This window comes from Pseudomonas sp. P4_C8 (assembly GCF_056401975.1).
In genome coordinates, this window is sequence record NZ_JBFUIH010000017.1 from 50736 (window position 1) to 73082 (window position 22347).

The following is a 22347-nucleotide window of genomic DNA, read 5'->3' on the forward strand; positions in this document are numbered from 1 at the left end:
CATTTCATGGACCGTCTATCCCTTGCCGTCGAACCGGCGTTGTTGGAATGCGTACCGTCTCGTTTTTCCAGTGAGCAATTAGCCCAGGCCCGGGCTCGCGCCACCAGTTCCGGCGAACGGGTACTGGAAGCCCTTGGGGTGTTGAGCGAACTGGCCCCGATGCCCTTCATCCAGTGCCTCGGCACAACCCTGCACTATCCGGTGCTCGACACCGACAGCCTGTTCAAGGCCATCCCGGTATTCGACCGGGTCACCCTGGCCCAATGCCTCAAGCGCGAATTCATCCTGCTGCGTCACGAGGATTCGGTCATTGGCGTGTTTGCCGACCCCTTTGATACAGCGCGCCTGGCCTGGATCGACGACTGCCTGCACGGTGCTCCGCTGTACCTGGTGCATGCCGACGACCTCAAAGCCTACCTGGCGCGTCACGAAGAGAGCTTCCACGCGGTGGAGTCGCTCAATGCCCAATCCGATACCGGCGTCGAAATCGATAACCTGCAAAGCCTGTCCCTGACCAGCATCAGCGAAGACGCCAGCGTCGTCGTCAAACTGGTCAACTCGACCCTCTACGACGCCTTGAAAATGCACGCCAGTGATATCCACCTGGGCACTACCGGCAGTGGCCTGGTGATCAAGTACCGGATCGATGGCGTGCTGAACAACATCAGTAAAATCCAGGGCAGCGAATTCGCCGAGCAGGTCATTTCCCGGGTCAAGGTCATGGCCGAACTGGACATCGGCGAAAAACGCGTGCCCCAGGACGGTCGCTTCAAGATCGGTATCAGCGGCCGGCAAATCGACTTCCGGGTGTCGATCATGCCGAGCATTTTCGGTGAAGACGCAGTGCTGCGGGTCCTCGACAAACAAGACCTGGCTGACAAGGTCAACGGCGTGCAATTGCAGGCGCTGGGCTTCGAAGAGGAAACCCTGCGCCAGTTGCGGCGCCTGGCAGCCGAACCTTATGGCATGGTGCTGGTGACCGGGCCGACCGGTAGCGGCAAAACCACCACGCTGTACGCGATGATCACCGAGATCAACCATGGCGTGGACAAGATCATCACCATCGAAGACCCCGTGGAGTATCAACTGCCGGGCGTGCTGCAAATCCCGGTCAATGAAAAGAAAGGCCTGACTTTTGCCCGTGGTTTGCGCTCGATCCTGCGCCATGACCCGGACAAGATCATGGTTGGTGAAATCCGCGACCCGGACACCGCGCAAATTGCCGTGCAATCGGCACTCACCGGGCACTTGGTGTTTACCACCATCCACGCCAACAACGTGTTCGACGTGATCGGTCGTTTCACCCAAATGGAAATCGACCCTTACAGCCTGGTGTCGGCCCTTAACGCGGTGCTGGCGCAGCGCTTGATCCGTCTGGTCTGCGCCAGTTGCAGTGCGCCGGTCACGCCCACCGACGACGAGTTGCAGGCGTCGGGTCTCGATCCAAAAGAAGTCGGGCACTACCACTTTGTGCATGGCAAGGGCTGCGGCCACTGCCGGGGCACCGGGTATCGCGGGCGCAGTGCAATCGCCGAGCTGCTGCACCTGGACGATGAGCTGCGGCAAATGATTGTAGAGCGCCAACCCATTTCGAAAATCAAGGCCCATGCGTGCAAACGTGGCCTGCGCCTGCTGCGCGAGTCGGCACTGGAGCTGGTGCAGCAGGGTCGGACCACGCTCGAGGAGATCAATCGTGTCACTTTTGTCTCGTGATCGGTATATCGCCGTGCTCGGCGCCAGTGGTGTCGGCCTGGGCCAGCGCAAGGGCAGCGAAACCCTGTGGTTGGGTAGCGTCGGCTTTATCGATGAAGGCTTCCATGCCTGGGCAGTCGCCCTCGAAACCCTCGACCGTTTGCTGGGCGAACACGCTCAGGCCGGTGCGGAATTGAGTGTGGTTATTTCCGGGCACTTCAGCCGTTTTTGCCTGGTGCCCTGGAGTGAAGAGATCAGTACCCCCGACGAATTGCTCGGGTTCGCCCAACTGTGCTTCGAAGACCTTTACGGTGTCCCGGCTCAACCCTGGAGCATCGTGCTGTCGGCCGAGCCTGCGGGTTACGACCGGATCGCCACTGCGCTGCCGCAAGACTTGCTGACGCGTCTGCGCAGCCTGGTCAGCGGTCGCGACCTGCGCTTGCGTTCGGTGCAGCCGTACCTGATGGCCGCGTTCAACCACTTCGATAAGAGCTTTGCCGGTGGCGACTTTCTGTTTGTGGTTGCCGAGCCGGTGCGCAGTGTGTTGCTGCTGGCGCGGGAAGGGCGTTGGGTGGCGGTGCGTTCAGTGGGTAGCAGTGACAGCGATGCCGCACTGACCGCACTGATCGGCCGTGAAAGCCAACTGCAGGCTTCCACCAGCGAACGGCCGTTCAATCTCTACCTGCATGCCCCGGCGCGCATCGACTCACACCCTGACGTGCCCGGTGTGCAGTTGCGCACCCTTGAAGAAGACCAGACATCCGTACGCGACAGTTTGTACGTCATGTCTCGGGCGGTGGCCTGACATGCGCCCGCTGATGCTCGACTTCCAGCCGCGCCGCCGTTCCGGCCCATTGGGCTGGAGCTTGCTCGGCGGTGGCGTGGTACTGGCGCTGGTGTGTTTCTTCGCCCAGCAGCACCTCGACGAACAGGCCTCGCAACTGCAAGGGCATTTGCAGCACGCCCAGCGTGCGCTCACCGGCGACACCGGCAGCAAAGTCACCTTGACCCCTGCCGAAATCCGCGAGCAGGCGCAGAACCTGGCCGAAATGCGCAAAGTCTCCCAGCAACTGCGTCGGCCTTGGGAACGCTTGTTCGCCATGCTCGAAGCCATGCCGCGGGAAAACGTCGCCTTGCTGACGCTGACCCCGGACGCTCGCAAAGGTCAGGTGCGCATCAGCGCCGAGGCGCGGGATCTGGAAGCCATGCTTGAATTTCACCAACGCCTGGAAGCCAGCGACGAGCTGTCCGACGTGTCGTTGCTCAGCCACGAAATCGTCGCCAACGTGCCGGAACACCCGGTGCAATTCAGCCTGTCGGCCAGTTGGGAGATCGGCGATGCGAGTCCCTAAATTGATCATCCACGAATACCTGCAAGGTCTGGGGATTCCCGGCCTGGCCGGCATGGCGCTGCTGCTGGTAGCCTTGATGTATGGCCTGGGCGGCTTGATGCCGGATTGGCAAGCGCTGCAACAGCTAAGCCAGCAGACCCGTGAAGCCGGCGAGTACCTGGCCAAGGTTGAAGACGGCAGCGTCGCTGCCCCGGTAGTGCCGCAACGTCAGCTCGATGACTTCCGCAGCAAATTGCCGGCGCAACCTCAGGCCACCGTGGCCATCGACAAGATCTACGCATTGGCCGCCCAGGAACGCATCACCCTGTCCCGTGGTGAGTATTCGCTAGGCATCGACCCCAAGACGCACCTGGCCCGTTACCAGATTCTGCTGCCGGTGCGCGGCAGCTATCCGCAACTGCGGCGCTTCCTGCACGCCTTGCTTGGCCAGTTGCCGGCGGTGGTGGTGGAAGACATGGAGTTTCAGCGTAAAAAAATCGCCGACACCGAGCTGACCGGGCGGATCCGCATGACCCTTTACCTGTCGAGGTCATGATGAATACCAAGCGCGTAATGAGTTGGGTGGCGTTCTTCGGCGTGGCCGGGGGGCTGGCTTGGGGGCCTCAATACTTCCAGCAAGCGGAGGAGGGTGAGGGTACTGGCGCCGTGACCACCCCGGCCAAAGGAAAAACCGGCGGCGCGTTGCCGGCGGTATCTGCCAATGGCAAACCGGCGGTGATCAAGGACCTGAGCCCGTCCGGCGACCTGTTCGGCGCCAGCAGCTGGAAGCCGGCACCGACCCTGGCCAGTGTCACCGAACAACCCGTCAACCAAACCCCGGTAGTCCAAGCCCCCAGCGTACCGCCGATGCCTTTCCAGTTCATTGGCAAGCTTGATGACCATTCCGATCTGCAAGTGTTTTTGCAGAGCGGTGAAAAAATATACGTCGTACGCAAAGGGGATGTGATCGACGACATCTGGCGGATCGAGCGGATTTCCGATGTGGAACTGAGCTTTGTCTACTTGCCTCTGCATTTGTCCCAGACTTTGTCTTTGGGGAGCGAACAATGAACCGATCCCGTTTACTGCTGAGCGTCTGCATCGTTGCAGCGCTGGCCGCGTGCAGTTCGGCGCAGATCGCGAACCAGGAAGGCACCGAGCTGATCGAGTCGGGGCAGTACGAAGCCGGCCTGGCGCGTATCGAAGAAGGGTTGCGCGAAAACCCTCGCGATACCTCGCTGCACATAGCCCTCACCAGCGGACGGGCTCTGGCAGTGACATCGTTACTGACCCAAGGCGACATGGATCGTGCACAACGCGATTTCCCCTCTGCGCGCCTGGCTTACGGCCGAGTGCTGAACATCGAACCGAACAACCGCCGCGCTCAGGACGCGCTGCGCCAACTCGACTACTTGCGCAGCATGGATGAAAAACTCGAACTGGCCCGTGGCGACTTGCGTCGTGGCGACATCTACGGTGCCGACCGTCAGGTCAAACAGATCCTCGAACTCGACCCGCAGAATGACGGCGCTCTGGAACTGCAGGCCAGCATTCGCCTGGTGCAGAGTCGCAACGTAGTCCCGTATCCACAACTGCGCACCCGGCTGGACCGTCCGGTAACCCTGGAATTTCGCGACGCCAACCTGAAAACCATCTTCGAAGTGCTGTCCCAGGTGGCCGGGTTGAATTTCATCTTCGACAAGGACCTGCGCCCGGACATGAAAGCCACGATTTTCGTGCGCGACGTGCGCATCGAGGACGCCGTGCAACTGCTGCTGCAACAGAACCAGCTGCACCAGAAAGTGGTGAACGAAAACACCCTGCTGATCTACCCGGACTCGCCACAGAAGCTCAAGGATTACCAAGAGCTGGTGATGCGCACGTTCTATCTGACCAGCATCGATGCAAACACCGCGCTGAACATGATCAAAACCATGCTCAAGACCCGCGACGTGTTTGTGGACGAGCGCCTCAACACCTTGACCATGCGCGACTCCGAAGATGCCGTCCGCATGGCGGAAAAGCTCCTGCAATCACAGGATCAGTCCAACCCGGAAGTGGTGCTGGAAGTCGAAGTGATGGAAGTGGCCCGTCAACGGATTCTCGACCTCGGCCTGCAATGGCCCAACACCTTCGGTGTGATCAACACCGACGGTTCGCCTGTGACGATCCTCGATCAACTCAAAGGCATCGACTCCAGCCGGATCACCATTTCGCCGTCGCCGCAAGCCAAGATCAACGCGCAAGACAACGACATCAACACCCTGGCCAGCCCGGTGATTCGTGTTACCAACCGTGAACAGGCGCGCATCCACATTGGTCAACGCGTGCCGATCATCAGTGCGACCTCGGTGCCGTCGACTCAAGGGCCGGTGATCACCGAAAGCGTCACCTACCTCGATGTCGGTCTGAAGCTCGAAGTGCAACCGATCGTGCACTTGAATAATGAAGTGGCGATCAAGATCGCTCTGGAAGTCAGTAACGCCACGCCGCTGGAACCGACCCGCCAGGGCACCATTCCGGTTCAGGTCGATACCCGCAACGCCCAGACCACGCTGCGTCTGCATGACGGCGAAACCCAGATCCTGGCCGGTCTGGTGCGTAACGATCATGGCAGCACGGGTAACAAGATCCCGGGTCTTGGCGACATTCCAGGCCTTGGCCGGTTGTTCGGCAGCAACAAGGACACCGTCGGCAAATCGGAGCTGGTGCTGTCGATCACCCCACGGATCGTGCGCAACCTGCCATACCAAAGCCCTTCGGACATGGAATTCCAGACCGGTACCGAAACCAGCATGCACGTCCAGGCGCCGGATCGTGGGATGCAAACTTCGATTGAGCCTCAGAGCAACGAACAGCAGGTGGCTGGCGTGACCACCCAAGTGAGCGGCGGTCGGCCGGTGGCTGGCGTGACTACCCAAGTGAGCGGCGGTCGGCCGGTGGCTGCCTCCACCCAAGTGAGCATCGGTCGGCCGGCGGCCGCCTCCACGCAAGTGAGCGTCGGTCGGCCGACGGCCGCCACTACCCAAGTGACCGTCGGCCGGCCGCTGGCTGCCACCACCCAAGTGACCATCGAGAAGCCTTGATCATGAACGCCTCGCAACGTGGTTTTACCTTGATCGAAGTCGTCGTGACGCTGGCCCTGATCGGCCTGCTGGCCAGTATGGCCGCGCCGCTGACCGAGACCATCGTGCGCCGGGGCAAAGAGCAGGAATTGCGCACGGCGCTGTACCAGATCCGCGACGCCATTGACGACTACAAACGCGCCTTTGACGCCGGTTATATCGAGAAGTCGCTGAACAGCAACGGTTATCCACCCAATCTTCAAGTCCTGGTGGAGGGCGTGCGCGATGTGCGCAGCGCCAAGGGCGCCAAGTTCTACTTTTTGCGCCGCATACCCCATGACCCGCTGACGACGGTCAAGCGTGACGACGAAGGTGGCTGGGGCTTGCGCTCATATGACAGCACGGCTCAAAACCCGCGCGACGGTGAAGACGTCTTTGACGTCTACTCCAAGGCTCGGGGCAAAGGGCTCAACGGCATCGCATACCGGGAGTGGTGAGCATATGCGTCGGGAAAAAGGGTTTACCCTGTTAGAACTGATGGTGGTCATGGCAATCATCGCGACGTTGATGACCATCGCCTTGCCACGCTATTTCAACAGCCTCGAAACGTCGAAAGAAACCACGCTGCGCCAGAGCCTGTCGGCCATGCGCGAAGCACTGGATCACTACTACGGCGACACCGGACGTTACCCCGATTCGCTCGATCAACTGATCGAGCAGCGTTACCTGCGCAACGCGCCGATGGACCCGATTGCCGAGCGTAAAGACACCTGGGTGCTGGTCAAGCCACCGGATGGCGTGGCGGGCGGGGTGGCCGATATCAAAAGTGGGGCCACAGGGAGGGCGCGTGATGGCAGCCTTTTTTCCGAGTGGTAAGCCTGCCGACGAGGCGGGGTTCACCTACCTGGGCGTGCTGTTTCTGATCGTGGTGATGGGCATGGGGCTGGCCAGTGCCGGTGAGTTGTGGGCCACCGCTTCGCGCCGCGATCGGGAACGTCAGTTGCTGTGGGTCGGCACCCAATACGCTCAGGCACTGCGCAGCTATTACCGCAGTTCGCCAGGCTTGGCCCAGTACCCGAAAGAGCTGGCAGACCTGCTTCAGGACGAGCGTTTTCCATCGCCAAAACATCATCTGCGCCAGCTGTATCCGGACCCGATTGGCGGCGGGGAATGGACATTGATGCTCGGTTTCGACGGGCGCATCACTGGCATCAGCAGCCCCTCGACGGACACGCCGCTCAAGCAGACAGGCTTTCCCAGCCAGTGGTCGGACTTCAATGGCATGGCGAGCTACAAAGACTGGCAGTTCGTGGCCGATAAGGCCTTCCTTGACGGCACGTCGGGCCCGCCGAAAAGCCAGTCCACACTGCCTCAGGCGCTATCGCCATGAACAGGCGCTGGCTCGCGGCCCTGATCCTTGCGTGTGTGGCGTCCTTCGCCAGCGCCGCTGAAGAGGACGAAATGCTCGGCTTCATCGTCGATGACACGATCTCGCACATTGGCCACGACTTTTACTACTCGTTCAGTGAACGACTGCGCGCCATCAGCCCGATGGATTTCAACCAGGGACTCCGTGAACGACCTTCGTCACGCAGATGGCGGCCTCACTGCCTAGTGCCGATCAGTTAAGGCGCAAAACCTGTGGGGGAGAGCCTGCTCGCGATGGCGGATTGTCAGGCAACGCAAGTGTTGACTGTGCCACCGTCATCGCGAGCAGGCTCGCTCCCACAAGGATTGCGGCGTTCAACGCCTTAACTGATCGGCATTAGCCTCACTGCCCCCGCATTTCCACCACACATAAAAAAACCGCTCCCCTTCACCAAAGGTCGCGGTTTTTCTACGCTGCTCAATTGTTGTTGTGGATGGTGACCTGACTGGCGAGCTGAATGCCTTGCCAGACTTTGATGCCGTTCCCGTTCCCGTTCCCGAGCTGGTTGATGTTGCCGTACTGCAAGTTCGTCGCGTTGTGGACGATGCCCGATTCGATGGATTCGATGTTGGCATCGCCGTACAGGTTCTGAATGGACATGCTGTCGTCGGCCATCGCTTGGGCGCTGATCATGACCAAGAGGGCAGCGGTAAGGGGGGCAATTTGAATAGGCTGGAACCATCAAATGGTGCAGTGTTTTAGCGATATTGTTTGACCGATATGCTCATGCCGTTCCCGGACTGGGTCACGGCGCTGGAAAGCTCCGTGCCAGCCTGGTCGATGCTGGCGTCGTTGTTATTGCTGTTCTGGTCGATCAGCATGTGCTGGCCAACCGGGGGGAGGGTAACTCTCCTAGGTCGCCACCGGGACCCAGGTCGTCGTTTTCCATTAAGTCATCGGCGCGCACGCCCGCACTGCTGCAAAACAGAAGCAGGCAGAGCGGGGTGGCGGTCGAGTTTTTCATGGTTCAGCCTTTTACGAAGAAGCTCGCCCCACCCACCGGATTGGTGGGTGGGGCGAAGGCTCAGTTCGAGACCACCGACACCGTACGTACGGAGCCTTGGGACGAGGTGATGGTAGCGGTCGGGTTAACCGATGGAATCACCGTGGTGATGTTGTTCACCGTCAGCTTCCAGCGACCGTTCCCCGGCACCGTGGTGGTGCCCAAGGTTACCAACCCTGTCGGGGTGGTCACCTTGATGGTGATGGTGTTGCCAGTGGTCACCGATGAGGTGCCCGCAAAGCTCCAGGTGAAGCGGTTGTTGGAGCGAGCTGACACCGTGGCCGTTGTCACCGCGAAGGTTTCCGCAGCAGGCCTTGGCGAGACTTGCACCGTGACCGTCGCCGGTGTCGACTGGGCGCCGAAGCTGTCCCGGGCGACGTAGGTGAAGGTGGTGGTGAAGGCCGTGGTCACCGTGCCCGGTGGGGTGTAGGTGATGACGGTGCCGTCAGTGCTGACGGTGCCGCGACCGGTCGCCGGTTGGGTCACGATGGCGGCGCTGAGCGGCACGTTGCCTTCCGGATCGGTGTCGTTGGCCAGCACGTTGATGGGAATCGCCACGCCCAGGGTCGAAACGGCATCGTTGACCGCAGTCGGTGGCCGGTTAGGCGCCACGGTGATGGTCACCGTCGCTGGCGTGGTCGAGGCCAGGCCTTTGATGTCTTGAGCCTTGTAAGTGAAGGTCGTGGTCAGCGGCGCGTTGACAACGGCTGGCGGGGTGTAGACCACCGCTGTGGTGCCGCTCATTGCCACGGTACCTTGTTCGGCAGCCGGTTGGGTCAGCGCCGTGATGCTCAGTGGCGTGTTGCCGTCCGGGTCGCTGTCGTTGGTCAGCAGGTTAAGGGTGACCGGCACGCCGAAGCTGGTGCTGCCGGTGTCGGCGACGGAAAGCGGCGCCTGGTTCTCACCGGTATCCGGTGCAATGCCGACAACCACGACCGGCTCGGTGTCACTGCCGCCCGCAGCGGATTTGATCGTCACGGTGGCGGGTGGCTGGCTCAGGTCGGCGACGGTCAGGCTTTGCAGGGTGCCGGACTTCGACAGACGTCCATAGCCCTGAGCGACCATATCCGGCACGGCCACTTCGTCGCTGGAGGAGGCTTCGATCAGCAGGCTGTGATTGCTCCAGTTGTAGCGAGCAGTCTGGATTTTCACCACGTCAGTGAGCTTGCGCGACACCGCTGTAGGGCGGGTAGAGCCCGTCGGGTTGGTGGCGGTGACCACCACGACCGGAGGCACGTTGCCATCGAACTGATGCTGAGCGAAGAACAGCCCTTGGTTGTCGCCTGTCAGATTGCTCAGGCATGGTGAAGGCGGAGGGCCGGGGACGAGGGCGATGCTTTCGCGCAAGCACAGGGTTGAGCTGGTATCCGACTTGGCAAAGATTTCGACCCGAGTGCTGTTGCCTGTAACCGATGGGGTGCGGCGATAGGTGGCGCGGTCAATTTCCACGGGTGTTTGCGCACGGCTGTCGAGCACTTTGCCGGACAGGGTGAAAAGGTTGGCCTGGATGGTCCCGGCGGGCCCCTGGATGCGTACGAAGTTGGTGTTGTTGGGGCTACCGGTCACGGCTTCGGTGAGGTTCGGATCGCCGACGAAGGTTTCGATGGCGCCGGTGTCCGGGTTCACTTCCGTATAAGGGCCGTTGACGCTGCGCAGGAATGGCCCGATTGCACCGTTGACCGCGCCGCTGAATACCCCTGGCGCACCGACGCCGACGTCTCTGGTGATGTTGATCGCACGACGGCCGGTGGAGGTGACGTTGACCGTTTCGACGCCGTAAGGGTGGGTGATGGTGTAGGTGCCTGCGACGGGAATGTTGATCCGCATACGGATCCGCGCGAAGCTGATCTGATCACCGTCGAGCGGGGTCCCGCCGGCAAATGCAGCCTCTATCCCGGCGACGTAGGCGTCCATTCCGTAGCCAGCAGCGTTGTCGGGAATGGTGGTTTCGGCGAGGAACCAGAACGCTTCGTCTGGCCAGTTATCCGGGAACACCATCGGCTGGGTGTCATCGAAAATGCCTGGTGTCGGCAGCAGGGTGCACATGTAGGCCGGTGGCACAGAAGCCGCCACCCGCGAGCTGGCGGCTCGGGACTGGCACAGTTCCATCGACAGTAGATTGTTGTCCTGATACCAGATCGGGAATTTCCCGGAGGCAAAGGTATATGGGCCGGGGTCGACGGCAGCGAGTTGCGCGAAAGCACTGCCGGACAGCGAAAGAGTCAGTCCCAAGGCGTTGAGCGCCAGGCGTGGCCAATTGTTCATGATGCCTCCTGATGAGGATCTGGGCATGTGAGCGTTCATTGCACGATGACCACTTCTTCGGTATCGCTGCCGCCATTGGATGACGTCACCCGAACCTGGGCTGGCGGAATCGGTGTGATGCCGGTGGCGAGGCTTTTCACTGCGCCATCGCCACTGAGAGCACCGATGGCGACCCCGGTACCGGAGGTGGCGGTGAGTATGGGTGGCGAGGTTTCATCACTGGTCGAGGCGACGATGGTGATTTGTCCGTTGCTCAAGCTGTACTCGGCCCGGGAAATCACCACCAGGTCAGTCAGGGGCATGGGCAAGATCGTCGGGGTGCTGCTGGCGATGGCGAGATGGTTGTCGGCGGTCACTTGTAGGGTGCTCGGCAACGTCGGATTGGCCGGCGACTGCGCGTACCAGTGGCCGGTGGTGTTCGCTTCGGTCAAGTTCAGTACCGGGTTATTGCTGTCCAGAGTCACGCTCGCGGGTGGAGGCGGAGCCATGACGAATACGTCCTGCTGGGCCACCGGTGCGCTCTCGCCGGCATGCCGTGAATAGGTGCTGCGCTGGGCGATGACCGGGGTTGGCCGGACTACGCTGGACAGCTTGCCGGATACGGCAAAGAGGTTGGTGCGCAAGTCCAGGCCATTGGGACCTTCGATGCGCACGAAGTTAGTGTTGAACGGGCTGCCGGTGACGGCTTCGTTGAGGTTCGGGTCGCCGACGAATTGTTCGGCGGAACCGGTGACCGGGTTGGTCTCGGTGTAAGGGCCGTTGACGCTGCGCAGGAACGGTCCGACATCGCCCTTGAGCGCGCCGTCATAGGTTTTCGCTGCGCCGATGCCGATGTCGCGGGTCATGTTGATCGCGCGCCGCCCGGGGGTATCGACGGTGAACACTTCGACGCCGTAGGGGTGAGTCACGACATAGGTCCCGGCAGTGGGCACGTCGACGCGGATGCGGATGCGCGCAAAGCTGATCTGATCGCCTTCCACGGGGTCGCCGCCGCTGAAGGCTGCTTCAACCGCAGAGACATACGTCAGGTCGATGCCCCGGGCCGCATCGACGATGGTGGTTTCACCGGTCGCCCAGAACGCTTCGTCGGGGAAATTGGTCGGGAAGACCATCGGTTTGGTGTCGTCGAAAACTCCTGGTGCGGGGATCAACGAGCACATGTAAGTCGGGGCACCCGGTGCACTGGCAACCCTGGAACTGACAGCCTTGGAAAGGCACAGATCGAGGGTGCGTCCGTGGGTATCCTGATACCAGGCGGCGAAATTGCCGTTAGCGGGCAGGTAGGGTCCAGGGTCCACAGCAAACAGCGCCGCTTGGGCAGCGCCTTGGGCCAGAGCGGTCACGACCAGAGCGATCGTGGTTTTGGACAGTAAAGGGTGCATGTGTATTCCCTCTATCAGAAGACCTGCTCCTTGGGGGGCGAGTCAGTTGACAGGGCTTTGGCAACTTCCATACCAACTTTGAAAAACGTCTGCACAGGCCCGTAATAAAAGGCCTGTGGCGCTGCTGTGGCTAAATCGCGGCGGGCGCCGAAGCGGGCGACTGCCCCCAGTGTTGGGGTGAGATTGGGGCGGTGAGGTGGGCCGGGAAAGGTGGGGGGGCAACACCGGAAACGGGGCAAACATCGAGCAGTGGGCTATAACCCTATATGGGAAGCCGGGGAACCACGTCCATGAATATCCAAGCATCATCCCTTCAAAAAGAAGAGGGTGATATTCGCCTTAGGCCGCACAAACAACCGTTCAATCTGCTGCGCTGGTTTTCGCTGATCAGCATGATGGTGATCGGCACGGTGGCCGTGGCGCTGGGCGCAGTGTCCACGCGTTTTGTGATTACCGAGAGCGTGCAGCGCGATGCGTTACTGACGTCGCAGTTCATTCAAGCGATTGCTGCCGCCGAGGTACGCCATGTGTCCATTCCCAACGTGCGGACCATGGGCGAGTTGCTCGACCCGCGCAAAGACAAGGATTTTCCCGATGTCGATCCAATGGCCCGTGCCAGTGCCCGCGGTGAATTTCTCGACCATATCAAACATTTGCCCGATGTAATCCTGGTCAACATCTTCGCCCCGGACCGCATGGTGATCTGGTCCACCAACCCGGAGTTGATGGGCACCACGATCCATGCCGACGAGGACCTCGATCACGCGTTTGGCTCCAAGACTACGGTGTCCGCCAGCTATCACAGCGTAGACAAGGCGCGCATGGAGCAGAAGTTCATCACGCCGCCGGACCACATCTTCATTGAGAATTACATTCCGCTGTTCGATGCCGACCACGAAAACGTCACCGCGATGGTCGAGGTTTACAAGGAACCCACGGACTTGATCGACCGCATGCAGCGCGGCCTGGCAATGATCTGGCTGGCCACGGCCCTCGGGGGAGGGCTGATCTACCTGGGGCTGTACTGGATCGTGCGGCGGGCGGCGATTCTGTTGGAAACGCAACAAAAACAACTGATCACCAACGAAACCTTTGTCGCCCTCGGGGAGATGTCTTCGGCGGTTGCCCATAGTCTGCGCAACCCGTTAGCGAACATTCGCTCCAGCGCCGAACTGGCGCTTGAGTTCGACAGTGGCGCGGCCCACAAAAACATCAACGACATCATCGCTCAGGTCGATCGCATGTCGAAATGGGTCCGGGAGTTGCTGCAATCCTTGCGACCGCTCAACGACGAAGCGGAGCCGGTGAACCTGGTCGCGTGCTTGCATGACAGTCTCCTGGCCTTTGAATATCAGATCGCCAAGGAAAAAATTCACGTGGTATTCGAGCCGAAGGAGACGCCGATGGTGCTGAGCCAGCAAGTGCAGTTGACGCAGATCCTCAACAGTTTGATGGCCAATGCCCTGGAAGCCATGGATAAGGAGGGCACGCTGACCCTCGCGCTGGAACCGATCGATCCCGCAGGTATTTGTTTGGTCGTCAGTGACACCGGCAAAGGCATGAACGAGGAGCAGCGCAGCATGGCGTTCCGCCCATTTTTCACCACCAAGCAAGGCGGGCTGGGCGTCGGGCTGGTGTTGGTGAAACGCATCATGGAGCGTTTTGGGGGGGCGGTGACCCTGGACAGCCGCGAAGGCGAGGGCACTACCGTCCGTATGTCGTTCAAGAGAATTCCCTGACAATGGGCGTGAACTTTCCCCGCTAGCGGGTGTCAAGCCCCAGTTGTTTTTAGCAGGATGTGGCGCATTGATGTTGATAAGCCATTGTTTTGCCAAGTGTTAATGCTTTTGCGTAAGTCTGTTACAAATTTGGCGAGGTCTTTGCAAAACCCACATCACCCCTTCACACATTCGAGGCGGTTGATGATGGATAGAAACGCGCGTTATTCCCTCAAGTGGATTGGTCTGTTGACGCCACTGAGCGTCCTTTTGACGATGACACTGGGCACAGCGACTCTGCGCGCGAGCCCGATCGATGACGAGCGACAGCCTGAACCCTCTGACCCTTCGGCTTACTACGACGAACCAGCTGACGAACCTGCGGCGTTGAACGCCATTTTGAGCATGCCTGAGGCCAACCAGGACGCCTTCGACTTGCCCGATGGCAACAAAGGCAACCGCGACGAGACGCGTATAGAGAACGCCTTGCCGCCAGCGGTGCAGACCAGTTACAACTACCCCACCAATGGCAAACCGAGCCCGTTGTATAACGCTCAACCCTTCACTCAGCAGTTGGTGCTGTTTGAAGAGTTCGGCCCGGAAAAACTCGACCCCACTACACCGGCCGCGCCCTTGGGTTTCCCGCCGGCAGCGGTCGGTCCATTGCCACAACAGGACCCGACCAATGCCGCCCGCAGTGCACCACCGAGCGCGGCACTCGATGCCTTCATGCGTCAACCGGGGCTGACACCGTTCCCCAGCCAGTATTCCAACGTGGTGGACCGCAACCCTTGGCAGGCGCAGATCGAAGTCTTCCTCAACCGCCATATCGGCTCGTCGGCTGAAGGTCGTCCGCCAGGAAAGGGCTGGTCGCATCAGCGCTGGAACGAGTTCTACCCGCAATTGGCCTACAAAACCGTGCAAACCGGGGCGAGGCTCAACAGCGGTTGGCGTGACAGCCTTCAGATGCACCACTACGCCGTGGGCGAGTTCGGCCCTGGCGGCCTTTATCACAACGTCGCTGGCGTGCCGGCAACGGATGGCACCTCCAAAGGCGTTGATGCGCGCTTCCACCCGAACATGCCGGTGCAGAATCACAACTCGGTCTGGACCTTCGATGGCACCCTGCCGCCTAAATTGCTGATGGTGCGTTATGGCCAACCAGTATTGATGCGCCACTACAACGGCTTGCCGATCGACCCATCGGCCAACATGGGTTTTGGTTTGCACACTATCAGTACCCACGAACACAACGGTCACGCACCGGCGGAAAGCGATGGTTATGCCAACGCGTTTTTCTTCCCCGGGCAGTATTACGACTATCGCTGGCCGATCCAGCTGGCCGGTTACGACACTATTAACACCGACGCTCATGATCCACGCGCGGCGTTCCCTTGCTCACCGGGTGAAACCCTGTGGACCAATGACGTCAGCCCGAGCCGCAAGACGTGCGAGAACGGCACGATCAAGATCCGGGGCGACTGGCGCGAAACCATGAGTACCCACTGGTTCCACGACCACATGCTCGATTTCACTGCGCAGAACGTCTACAAGGGCAACGCGGCGATGATGAACTACTACAGCGCCCTGGACCGTGGCAACGAGTCGGTGAACGACGGCGTCAACCTGCGTTTCCCTAGCGGCAGCGCGTTGCCGTGGGGTAACCGCGACTACGACGTCAACCTGGTGTTCGCCGACAAGGCATGGGATCAGAACGGTCAGCTGTGGTTTAACCCGTTCAACACCGACGGCTTCCTCGGTGACCAGGTGTTGGTCAACTGGCAGTGGAAACCGGCCCTGGATGTACGCGCCCGCAGCTATCGGTTCCGCATGCTCAACGGTTCGGTGTCGCGCTACTTCAAACTGGCGCTGGTGCGTGAAATCAAAGGCACCAGTGGCGAGTTTCAGGGGCCCAAAGGCTCGGGTGTGTCCTATGCCCGCGTGCCGTTCCACATGATTGCCAATGACGGCAACATCATGGAGCACAGCGTGCCATTCGACGGCACCATGGACCTGGACGCCGACGGCGACAAACAGAACCACAACGCAATCCTGCCAACCCAGGGCATTGCCGAGCGCTTCGACATCATCGTCAACTTCGCGAAAAACGGCATCAAACCGGGTGACAAGGTGTTCTTTGTCAACCTGCTGGTGCATGACGACGGTAAAGGCCCGAAAGAGCCGGTGTCGCTGGCCGACGTGCTCTCCGAAAATTACAAAGCGGTGATCAAGCAAACCAGCAAAGGGCCGATGTGGGACAAGGGCGACCCGGCGGTGGGCAAAGTCTTGCAACTCAACGTCAAGCCCTACACCGGTCAGGACCTGGCCATGGACCCTGCAGCCTATGAACCAGCCAAACCGGGTAAAGCCGAAGGCCTGGTGATGATCCCGCTGAAGATTCATCGCGACAATGCGGCCGACAAGGCGCGGCTGGCTCAGGCACGTCACCGGACCTTCACCTTCGGCCGTTCCGACGGCACCGATGAAGCACCGTGGACGGTCAAGACCGATGGCGGCTTCGGCTTCCACATGGACCCACGTCGTTTGAACGCCGCGACCCAGTTGGCTAACGGTCCTACCGATGCCGGGGCCGCCGGTTTCGGCACCCTGGAGGTGTGGAATATTAAGGCCGGCGGTACGGGCTGGAGTCACCCGGTGCATGTACACTTCGAGGAGGGGATCATCCTCAGTCGCGGCGGCAAGGCACCACCGGAATGGGAAAAATGGGCGCGCAAGGACGTGTACCGCATAGGCTCGGAAAAAGATGGCCTGGACAACGTCGAGATGGCCATCAACTTCCGCGAATTCGCCGGGACCTACATGGAGCACTGTCACAACACTCAGCATGAAGACAACTCGATGCTGCTGCGTTGGGACATTGAGAAACCGGGGCAATTCCAGTTGATGCCAACTCCGCTGCCAAGCTGGGATGGTGTGCGCTACGTCAGCTCTGCCGCACTGCCAACCTACAAAACCGGTGACGGCGTAGGCCCTAAAGTGACGGTTAAACAATGAAACGCCGAGAGGGAGCCGAAATGAACATGAACATGTACATGAACATGAGCATGAAAACGCCGCGCTCCCGCGCCTTGGGCATGCACCTGATATTGGTACTGGTCAGCTGTCTGCTGGCCAGTCAGGTGCTGCTGGCCCATGAAGGTGTGCTGTCGCCGACGCAGGAGTCGCCGAAGCAGGAGTCGGCGACACCGTGGGGAGGCGACTATTTCCCCAACACCCTGCTGACCGATCAGGACGGTCAGCAGGTGCGTTTTTTCGATGACTTGATCAAGGACAAGGTGGTGGTGATCAACTTCATCTTCACCACGTGCAGCGACTCCTGCCCACTGGAAACCGCGCGGTTGCGTCAGGTGCAAAAGCTGCTCGGCGACCGGGTTGGCCAGGACATCTTTTTCTACTCCATCAGCATTGACCCGTTGAGCGACACGCCCGAAGTGCTCAAGGCCTATGCGCAACGGTTCAAGGTCGGACCGGGCTGGAAGTTTCTCACCGGGGAATTTGYGGATGTCACCGAGTTGCGCAAGAAACTCGGGCTGTTCATTGAAGGCGTCGACAACGGACGCAACAAGGACCACAACCTGAGCCTGATCGTCGGCAACCAGACCACTGGTCGCTGGATGAAAGCCTCACCGTTCGAGAACCCGTGGATTCTCGCCGATCAGCTGGCCAACACCTTGCAGAACTGGAAAAAACCCAGCACGGGAGAAAGCTACGCCAACGCCCCGGAAATTCGTCCGCCGAGCAATGGCGAAGAACTGTTTCGCACCCGCTGTGCGTCGTGCCACAGCCTGGGCCCGATGGACGGGCAGGGCCTCGGCATGCGCAGCATCGGTCCGGACCTGATCGGCGTGACCCGCCAACGCGACCCGGCCTGGCTCAACCGCTGGATTCGCGAGCCGGACATCATGTTGAAGGAGAAAGACCCGATTGCTATGGATCTGTTTGAACGTTACGACAAAATCTCGATGCCCAACCTGCGTCTGGATGAGAAGTCCGCGCAATCGATTATGCAATTTTTGCAGGAAGAAACCGACCGCCAGCAACCGTTGCAAGCGGTGCAGGCGCAATAGCGGCTAACTATTATCATCGGCTCAGAGTCAGACGTGTTCAATGCCACCTACACTGATCCGTGACATGGCTGAACAGGCTTGATGCGAGCATTCAGGACAACCCTATGCCGATACTGGAACAACAAAAAGAACCGGCGCCGGCCACGCCGGCAACAAAGGGCCAGATCCGGCGGAGTCAGTTCAATCTGCTGCGTTGGTTTTCCGTGGGCAGCTTCTTCATCATCGCCGTAGTGGCGTCGGGACTTGGCTATATTTCTACGCGGTTCGTCGTTATCGAGAGCGTCGAACGCGATTCGATGCTAACTGCGCAATTCATTCAGGCCATTGGTGAAGGCGAAATTCGTCATGCCTCGATCAGCCCGAACAGAACCATGGGCGAAATGCTCGACCCGCGCCTGGACAACGCCTATCCCGACGTGTCCCCGGCAACCCGTGCGGCTGCGCGTGTTGAATTTCTCGATCATGTGGAGCATCTGCCGGACATTTTGCTGGCGACGGTGTACGCGCTGGATCGCACCGTGGTCTGGTCGACGAACCCGGAGCTGATCGGCACGCGCATCGAAGGCGACAAAGAGCTGGACGAATCATTTGAAATGAAAGAAGCGGTGTCCACCAGCTACCACGAGATCGACGATGCGCGTCCCGAACAGAGACTGCTGCGTGAGCCGGAATACCTGTTCATCGAGAACTACATCCCGATGTTCAATGCGGACAAAAGCAAAGTGGTCGCCATGGTCGAGATCTATAAGGAGCCGGTGGACCTGGTGGAGCGCATCCAGCGCGGTTTCAAAGCCATCTGGCTGGCGACTGTGATCGGCGGTCTGGTCATTTACCTGGGGTTGTTCTGGATTGTGCGCCAGGCCTCAATGTTGCTGAAGAGTCAGCAAAAACAATTGATTACCAATGAAACCTTCGTCGCCTTGGGGGAAATGTCCTCGGCGGTCGCGCACAGTTTGCGCAATCCGCTGGCCACTATTCGCTCCAGCGCCGAGCTGGCCCAGGACATCGCCAGCCAGGGTGCGCAGAAGAACATCGGCGACATCATCCATCAGGTCGATCGCATGTCACGCTGGGTTCGGGAGTTGCTGGTGTCGTTGCGACCCATGAATGACGACTACGAAACGGTCGAGCTGGTGCTGGCCATCGATGACACCCTGAGTGCTTTCGAGGCGCTGATCAAACGTTCGAACGTGGAAGTGCACTTCACCCCTAAAACTTGGCCACCGGTCGTCAGCCAACAGGTGCTGCTGACGCAAATACTCAATAGCCTGTTTTCTAACGCCCTGGAAGCGATGCCCGAGGGCGGCCATCTGACGATTGATATCGAACAGCCACACGCCGGCCATGTGCGCATGATTCTCAGTGACACTGGAAAAGGCATGACCAAGCAGCAGCAACAGATGGTCTTCAAGCCGTTTTTCACCACCAAACAAGGAGGGTTAGGTGTAGGCCTGGCCCTGGTCAAACGAATAATGGAACGTTTCGAAGGCTCGGTCGAACTGACCAGCCAAGAGCAGGAAGGAACCCGCGTCTGTCTCAATTTTAGAGTGGCAACGGGAGGGGAATATGGAGCGCAGCATATTGCTGGTCGAGGATGACGAAATCCTCGCCGAGAATATACAGACCTACCTGGAGCGCAAAGACTTCGAGGTGACAGTCTGCCACTCTGCTGAAGATGCACTGGTGCAATTAAGTTCGTTCGCCCCCGACGTGGTGCTGACCGACAACTCGTTGCCGGGCATGAGTGGTCACGACCTGATCCAGAAGCTGCGCGTCAGCGCGCCGGACCTGAAAGTGATCATGATGACTGGCTATGGCAATGTCGAAGATGCTGTGGTGGCGATGAAGGAGGGCGCGTTTCACTACGTCACTAAACCCGTGGCGTTGCCTGAACTCAAGCTGTTGCTGGACAAGGCGCTGGCGACCGATCGCATGGAGCGCACGTTGTCGTTTTATCAGGAACGTGAGGCGCAGAAGTCTGGCGTGCAGGCGTTGATCGGCGAATCGGGGCCGATGCACTACCTGAAAAATACCATCGCCCAATTGCTCGACGCCGAGCGACGCATGGCCAACACCGACCTGCCGCCCGTGCTGGTAGAAGGTGAAACCGGCACCGGTAAAGAACTGGTGGCCCGGGCGCTACACTTTGACGGCCCACGCAGCAAAGGCCCGTTCATTGAGTTCAACTGCGCGTCGATCCCCTCCAACCTCGTGGAGTCCGAACTGTTCGGCCACGAAAAAGGCGCCTTTACCGACGCCAAGGACCGCCGTGTCGGCCTGGTGGAAGCGGCCGATGGCGGTACGCTGTTTCTCGATGAAATCGGTGAGATGGACTTGCTGTTGCAAGCCAAACTACTGAAGTTGCTGGAAGACCGGACCATTCGTCGAGTCGGTTCGGTGAAGGAGCGCAAGGTCGATCTGCGCGTGATCAGCGCCACCAACTGCAACCTTGAACAAATGGTCCAGCAGGGCAAGTTTCGCCGTGACCTGTTCTTCCGTCTGCGGATCATTTCCATCAAGGTGCCGCGCCTGTATGCCCGTGGCGAAGACATTCTGCTGTTGGCCCGGCATTTCCTGGCGGTCCACGGCAAACGCTATGGCAAGCCGAACCTGCATTTCAGCGATCAGGCTGAAGAACTGCTGCTCAGCTACAGCTGGCCGGGCAACGTGCGCGAGTTACGCAACATGCTTGAGCAAACGGTGCTGCTGGCCCAGAGCGATACCATCGCCGTTCACCAGTTAAACGTTTGCCTGAGCCTGGTGGATGACCCGCCGATGTATCAGCATGAGCCACAACACCATGAGCCGCGCCCGGTCTATATCGGCACCGAGTCGATGAACCTGCCCGAAGTCGAGCGCGACATGGTGCGCAAGATGCTCGACAAGACCGACTGGAACGTCACCAAGTCCGCTCGGCTGTTGGGCCTGAGTCGCGACATGTTGCGCTACCGGATCGAGAAACTCGGCCTGGCACGCCCGGATAAACGCCAGTGGTAGGCTTATTGCAACATCGGGCCCTGACGACTGAGGCACTCGAGTGTGCAACTCGGGTCGAGGACTTCCTCGTTCACGTACACACCATGCTCGGCATCGTACGTGCGGATGAACACCCGAACGGAGGCGTCGGCAAGCGTCGGCAAGCGTGAATCGTAGAACACGTGCTCGCTTGAAATCGGTATGAACTCCTGGGGCGAGGTCGGGATGTATGACCCCGGCGGTATTATGTTCATGGAGGGTGGAACGGGGTGGGCGAAGGGTTGGTCGGCCCCGTAATAGTTGAATTCACTGCTGTAATCGGTGGTAGGCGTCATGCGGTCGTCTGCGTGGGCGGCGCTTGCAACAACCAGGCAAACAGTGAATAGCAGCGTCAGGTCGGTTTTTTTCATGGCAACACCTGTGTAATCGTTTTTCGCGCAATTCCCCAAGGCCATTAACTATAGCTGTCGTACGGGGGACGCGTTCGCCGTGCCCGGATTACAGGATTCCAACAAGCTTTTTTTGCGGGCTGGTCTAGACTCGTGCCGGTCAAACAAGACCCGTGTTCTGGAGCGTGCAATGGAAGTGCCGACAAAAGAAACAGCCATCGCCAGCAACCGCGAGGCGTGGAACGATTCCGCCCGACACCACAAAAACACCCGCGAATGGCACGAGATTTTGAGCGCCGTGGGTCAGAGGGATTTTTCCTGCCTGGATGCGACGTTGACCGGCGTGCTGGAGCAGGTGGGCGTTGATGGCAAGGACGTGGTGCAATTGGGGTGTAATAACGGGCGCGAGAGTCTATCGCTGTATGCGTTGGGCGCGCGCAGCGTGGTGGGCGTCGATCAGTCTGATGCGTTTCTCAATCAGGCGCGGGAGTTGGCGTCGCACTCGGCTTATGCTCCCGAGTTCATCGAGGCGGACATCCATCATTTGCCGAGCGCGATGCACAATCGTTTTGATGTGGCCCTGATCACCATAGGCGTCTTGAACTGGATGCCGGACATCGGCGAATTCATGCGTCACGTCGCGCAAACCCTCAAGCCCGGCGGCGCGCTGGTGATATACGAAACCCACCCGTTCCTGGAGATGTTCGATCCCGAGTCAGCTGATCCGTATCGCCCGGACAGCTCGTATTTTCGCACCGAGCCGTTCGTGCAGAACCGACCGATCGTCTACGAAGGCAAGGTCGAACAGCAGGCCGCTGCGTCCTACTGGTTCGTCCACACCCTGGGCGCCATCTTCACCGGCGCCCTCGACGCTGGATTGAAAATCAGCCACTTCAAGGAATACCCGCACTCCAACCGGGAGGAGTTGTATGACCGGTATGAGCGGCAGGCGGCGCAGTTGCCGATGTGTTTTACGTTGGTGGTGAAGCAAACAATTTAGCCAGAAGCA

Annotated in this window: 19 protein-coding genes and 2 pseudogenes; 16 read left to right on the forward strand and 5 right to left on the reverse strand. The window is 59.8% G+C overall.

Annotation, left to right across the window (positions count from 1 at the left end; genetic code table 11):
• The first annotated feature begins 6 nt into the window (after positions 1-6).
• The 10 genes and pseudogenes from AC1DWM_RS12860 to AC1DWM_RS12905 all read left to right on the forward strand — a co-directional run.
• Positions 7-1713, forward strand: a complete 1707-nt coding sequence (locus AC1DWM_RS12860; RefSeq protein WP_223512720.1) for a GspE/PulE family protein — start codon at positions 7-9, stop codon at positions 1711-1713.
• Entirely contained in the window at positions 1694-2497 is an 804-nt protein-coding gene (locus AC1DWM_RS12865; RefSeq protein WP_223512722.1) for a hypothetical protein, read from the forward strand. The genes AC1DWM_RS12860 and AC1DWM_RS12865 overlap by 20 nt, the downstream gene beginning before the upstream one ends.
• A 1-nt stretch (position 2498) precedes the next feature.
• Entirely contained in the window at positions 2499-3044 is a 546-nt protein-coding gene (locus tag AC1DWM_RS12870) for a PilN domain-containing protein (protein WP_223512724.1), read from the forward strand.
• Positions 3031-3579 (forward strand): GspMb/PilO family protein, encoded by a 549-nt coding sequence (locus AC1DWM_RS12875; protein WP_223512726.1) that lies wholly within the window; start codon positions 3031-3033, stop codon positions 3577-3579. Before AC1DWM_RS12870 ends, AC1DWM_RS12875 begins: the two co-directional genes overlap by 14 nt.
• On the forward strand, positions 3579-4094 hold the full coding sequence (locus AC1DWM_RS12880; RefSeq protein WP_477795330.1) for a hypothetical protein: 516 nt from the start codon (positions 3579-3581) through the stop codon (positions 4092-4094). Before AC1DWM_RS12875 ends, AC1DWM_RS12880 begins: the two co-directional genes overlap by 1 nt.
• Positions 4091-6109, forward strand: a complete 2019-nt coding sequence (locus AC1DWM_RS12885; RefSeq protein WP_477795331.1) for a secretin N-terminal domain-containing protein — start codon at positions 4091-4093, stop codon at positions 6107-6109. The genes AC1DWM_RS12880 and AC1DWM_RS12885 overlap by 4 nt, the downstream gene beginning before the upstream one ends.
• A gap of 2 nt (positions 6110-6111) precedes the next feature.
• Positions 6112-6585 carry a type II secretion system protein gene (locus tag AC1DWM_RS12890; protein WP_223512735.1) on the forward strand — a complete coding sequence of 158 codons (474 nt, stop codon included), beginning with the start codon at positions 6112-6114 and terminating at the stop codon, positions 6583-6585.
• A 4-nt stretch (positions 6586-6589) separates the two neighbouring features.
• Positions 6590-6964, forward strand: coding sequence for a type II secretion system protein (locus tag AC1DWM_RS12895; protein WP_223512738.1), 375 nt, complete (start codon positions 6590-6592; stop codon positions 6962-6964).
• Positions 6939-7478, forward strand: coding sequence for a type II secretion system GspH family protein (locus AC1DWM_RS12900; RefSeq protein ID WP_223512743.1), 540 nt, complete (start codon positions 6939-6941; stop codon positions 7476-7478). The genes AC1DWM_RS12895 and AC1DWM_RS12900 overlap by 26 nt, the downstream gene beginning before the upstream one ends.
• A pseudogene (locus tag AC1DWM_RS12905) lies at positions 7475-7681 on the forward strand (CsgE family curli-type amyloid fiber assembly protein); the annotation flags it as partial. The gene AC1DWM_RS12900 and the pseudogene AC1DWM_RS12905, both read left to right, overlap by 4 nt.
• A 253-nt stretch (positions 7682-7934) precedes the next feature.
• Here AC1DWM_RS12905 and AC1DWM_RS12910 read toward each other — a convergent pair.
• The 4 genes and pseudogenes from AC1DWM_RS12910 to AC1DWM_RS12925 form a co-directional block, all read right to left on the reverse strand.
• Positions 7935-8150, reverse strand: coding sequence for a hypothetical protein (locus AC1DWM_RS12910; protein ID WP_477795332.1), 216 nt, complete (start codon positions 8148-8150; stop codon positions 7935-7937).
• A gap of 65 nt (positions 8151-8215) precedes the next feature.
• Positions 8216-8481 (reverse strand): annotated as a pseudogene (locus tag AC1DWM_RS12915) (curlin repeat-containing protein).
• A gap of 60 nt (positions 8482-8541) precedes the next feature.
• The gene (locus tag AC1DWM_RS12920; protein WP_477795333.1) at positions 8542-10785 is read right to left on the reverse strand and encodes an Ig-like domain-containing protein; all 2244 of its coding nucleotides are present in this window, start codon (positions 10783-10785) and stop codon (positions 8542-8544) included.
• Positions 10786-10820: 35 nt separating this feature from the next.
• On the reverse strand, positions 10821-12167 hold the full coding sequence (locus AC1DWM_RS12925; RefSeq protein ID WP_223512754.1) for a hypothetical protein: 1347 nt from the start codon (positions 12165-12167) through the stop codon (positions 10821-10823).
• Between the two features lie 290 nt (positions 12168-12457).
• On the opposite strand from AC1DWM_RS12925, the gene AC1DWM_RS12930 reads away from it, so the two are divergent.
• The 5 genes from AC1DWM_RS12930 to AC1DWM_RS12950 all read left to right on the forward strand — a co-directional run bounded on the left by AC1DWM_RS12930 (position 12458) and on the right by AC1DWM_RS12950 (position 20970).
• Positions 12458-13906: a sensor histidine kinase gene (locus AC1DWM_RS12930; protein WP_477795334.1), complete on the forward strand. Its 1449-nt coding sequence runs from the start codon at positions 12458-12460 to the stop codon at positions 13904-13906.
• A 186-nt stretch (positions 13907-14092) separates the two neighbouring features.
• On the forward strand, positions 14093-16900 hold the full coding sequence (locus AC1DWM_RS12935) for a multicopper oxidase domain-containing protein (protein ID WP_477795352.1): 2808 nt from the start codon (positions 14093-14095) through the stop codon (positions 16898-16900).
• 44 nt (positions 16901-16944) lie between these two features.
• Positions 16945-17973: an SCO family protein gene (locus tag AC1DWM_RS12940; protein ID WP_477795353.1), complete on the forward strand. Its 1029-nt coding sequence runs from the start codon at positions 16945-16947 to the stop codon at positions 17971-17973.
• Between the two features lie 104 nt (positions 17974-18077).
• Positions 18078-19571, forward strand: coding sequence for a sensor histidine kinase (locus tag AC1DWM_RS12945; RefSeq protein ID WP_477795335.1), 1494 nt, complete (start codon positions 18078-18080; stop codon positions 19569-19571).
• Positions 19540-20970: a sigma-54-dependent transcriptional regulator gene (locus tag AC1DWM_RS12950; RefSeq protein WP_477795336.1), complete on the forward strand. Its 1431-nt coding sequence runs from the start codon at positions 19540-19542 to the stop codon at positions 20968-20970. The genes AC1DWM_RS12945 and AC1DWM_RS12950 overlap by 32 nt, the downstream gene beginning before the upstream one ends.
• 2 nt (positions 20971-20972) lie before the next feature.
• Here AC1DWM_RS12950 and AC1DWM_RS12955 read toward each other — a convergent pair whose 3' ends face one another.
• The gene (locus AC1DWM_RS12955; RefSeq protein WP_223512765.1) at positions 20973-21359 is read right to left on the reverse strand and encodes a hypothetical protein; all 387 of its coding nucleotides are present in this window, start codon (positions 21357-21359) and stop codon (positions 20973-20975) included.
• 169 nt (positions 21360-21528) lie between these two features.
• On the opposite strand from AC1DWM_RS12955, the gene AC1DWM_RS12960 reads away from it, so the two are divergent.
• Positions 21529-22338 carry a class I SAM-dependent methyltransferase gene (locus AC1DWM_RS12960; protein WP_477795337.1) on the forward strand — a complete coding sequence of 270 codons (810 nt, stop codon included), beginning with the start codon at positions 21529-21531 and terminating at the stop codon, positions 22336-22338.
• Positions 22339-22347: the final 9 nt, after the last annotated feature.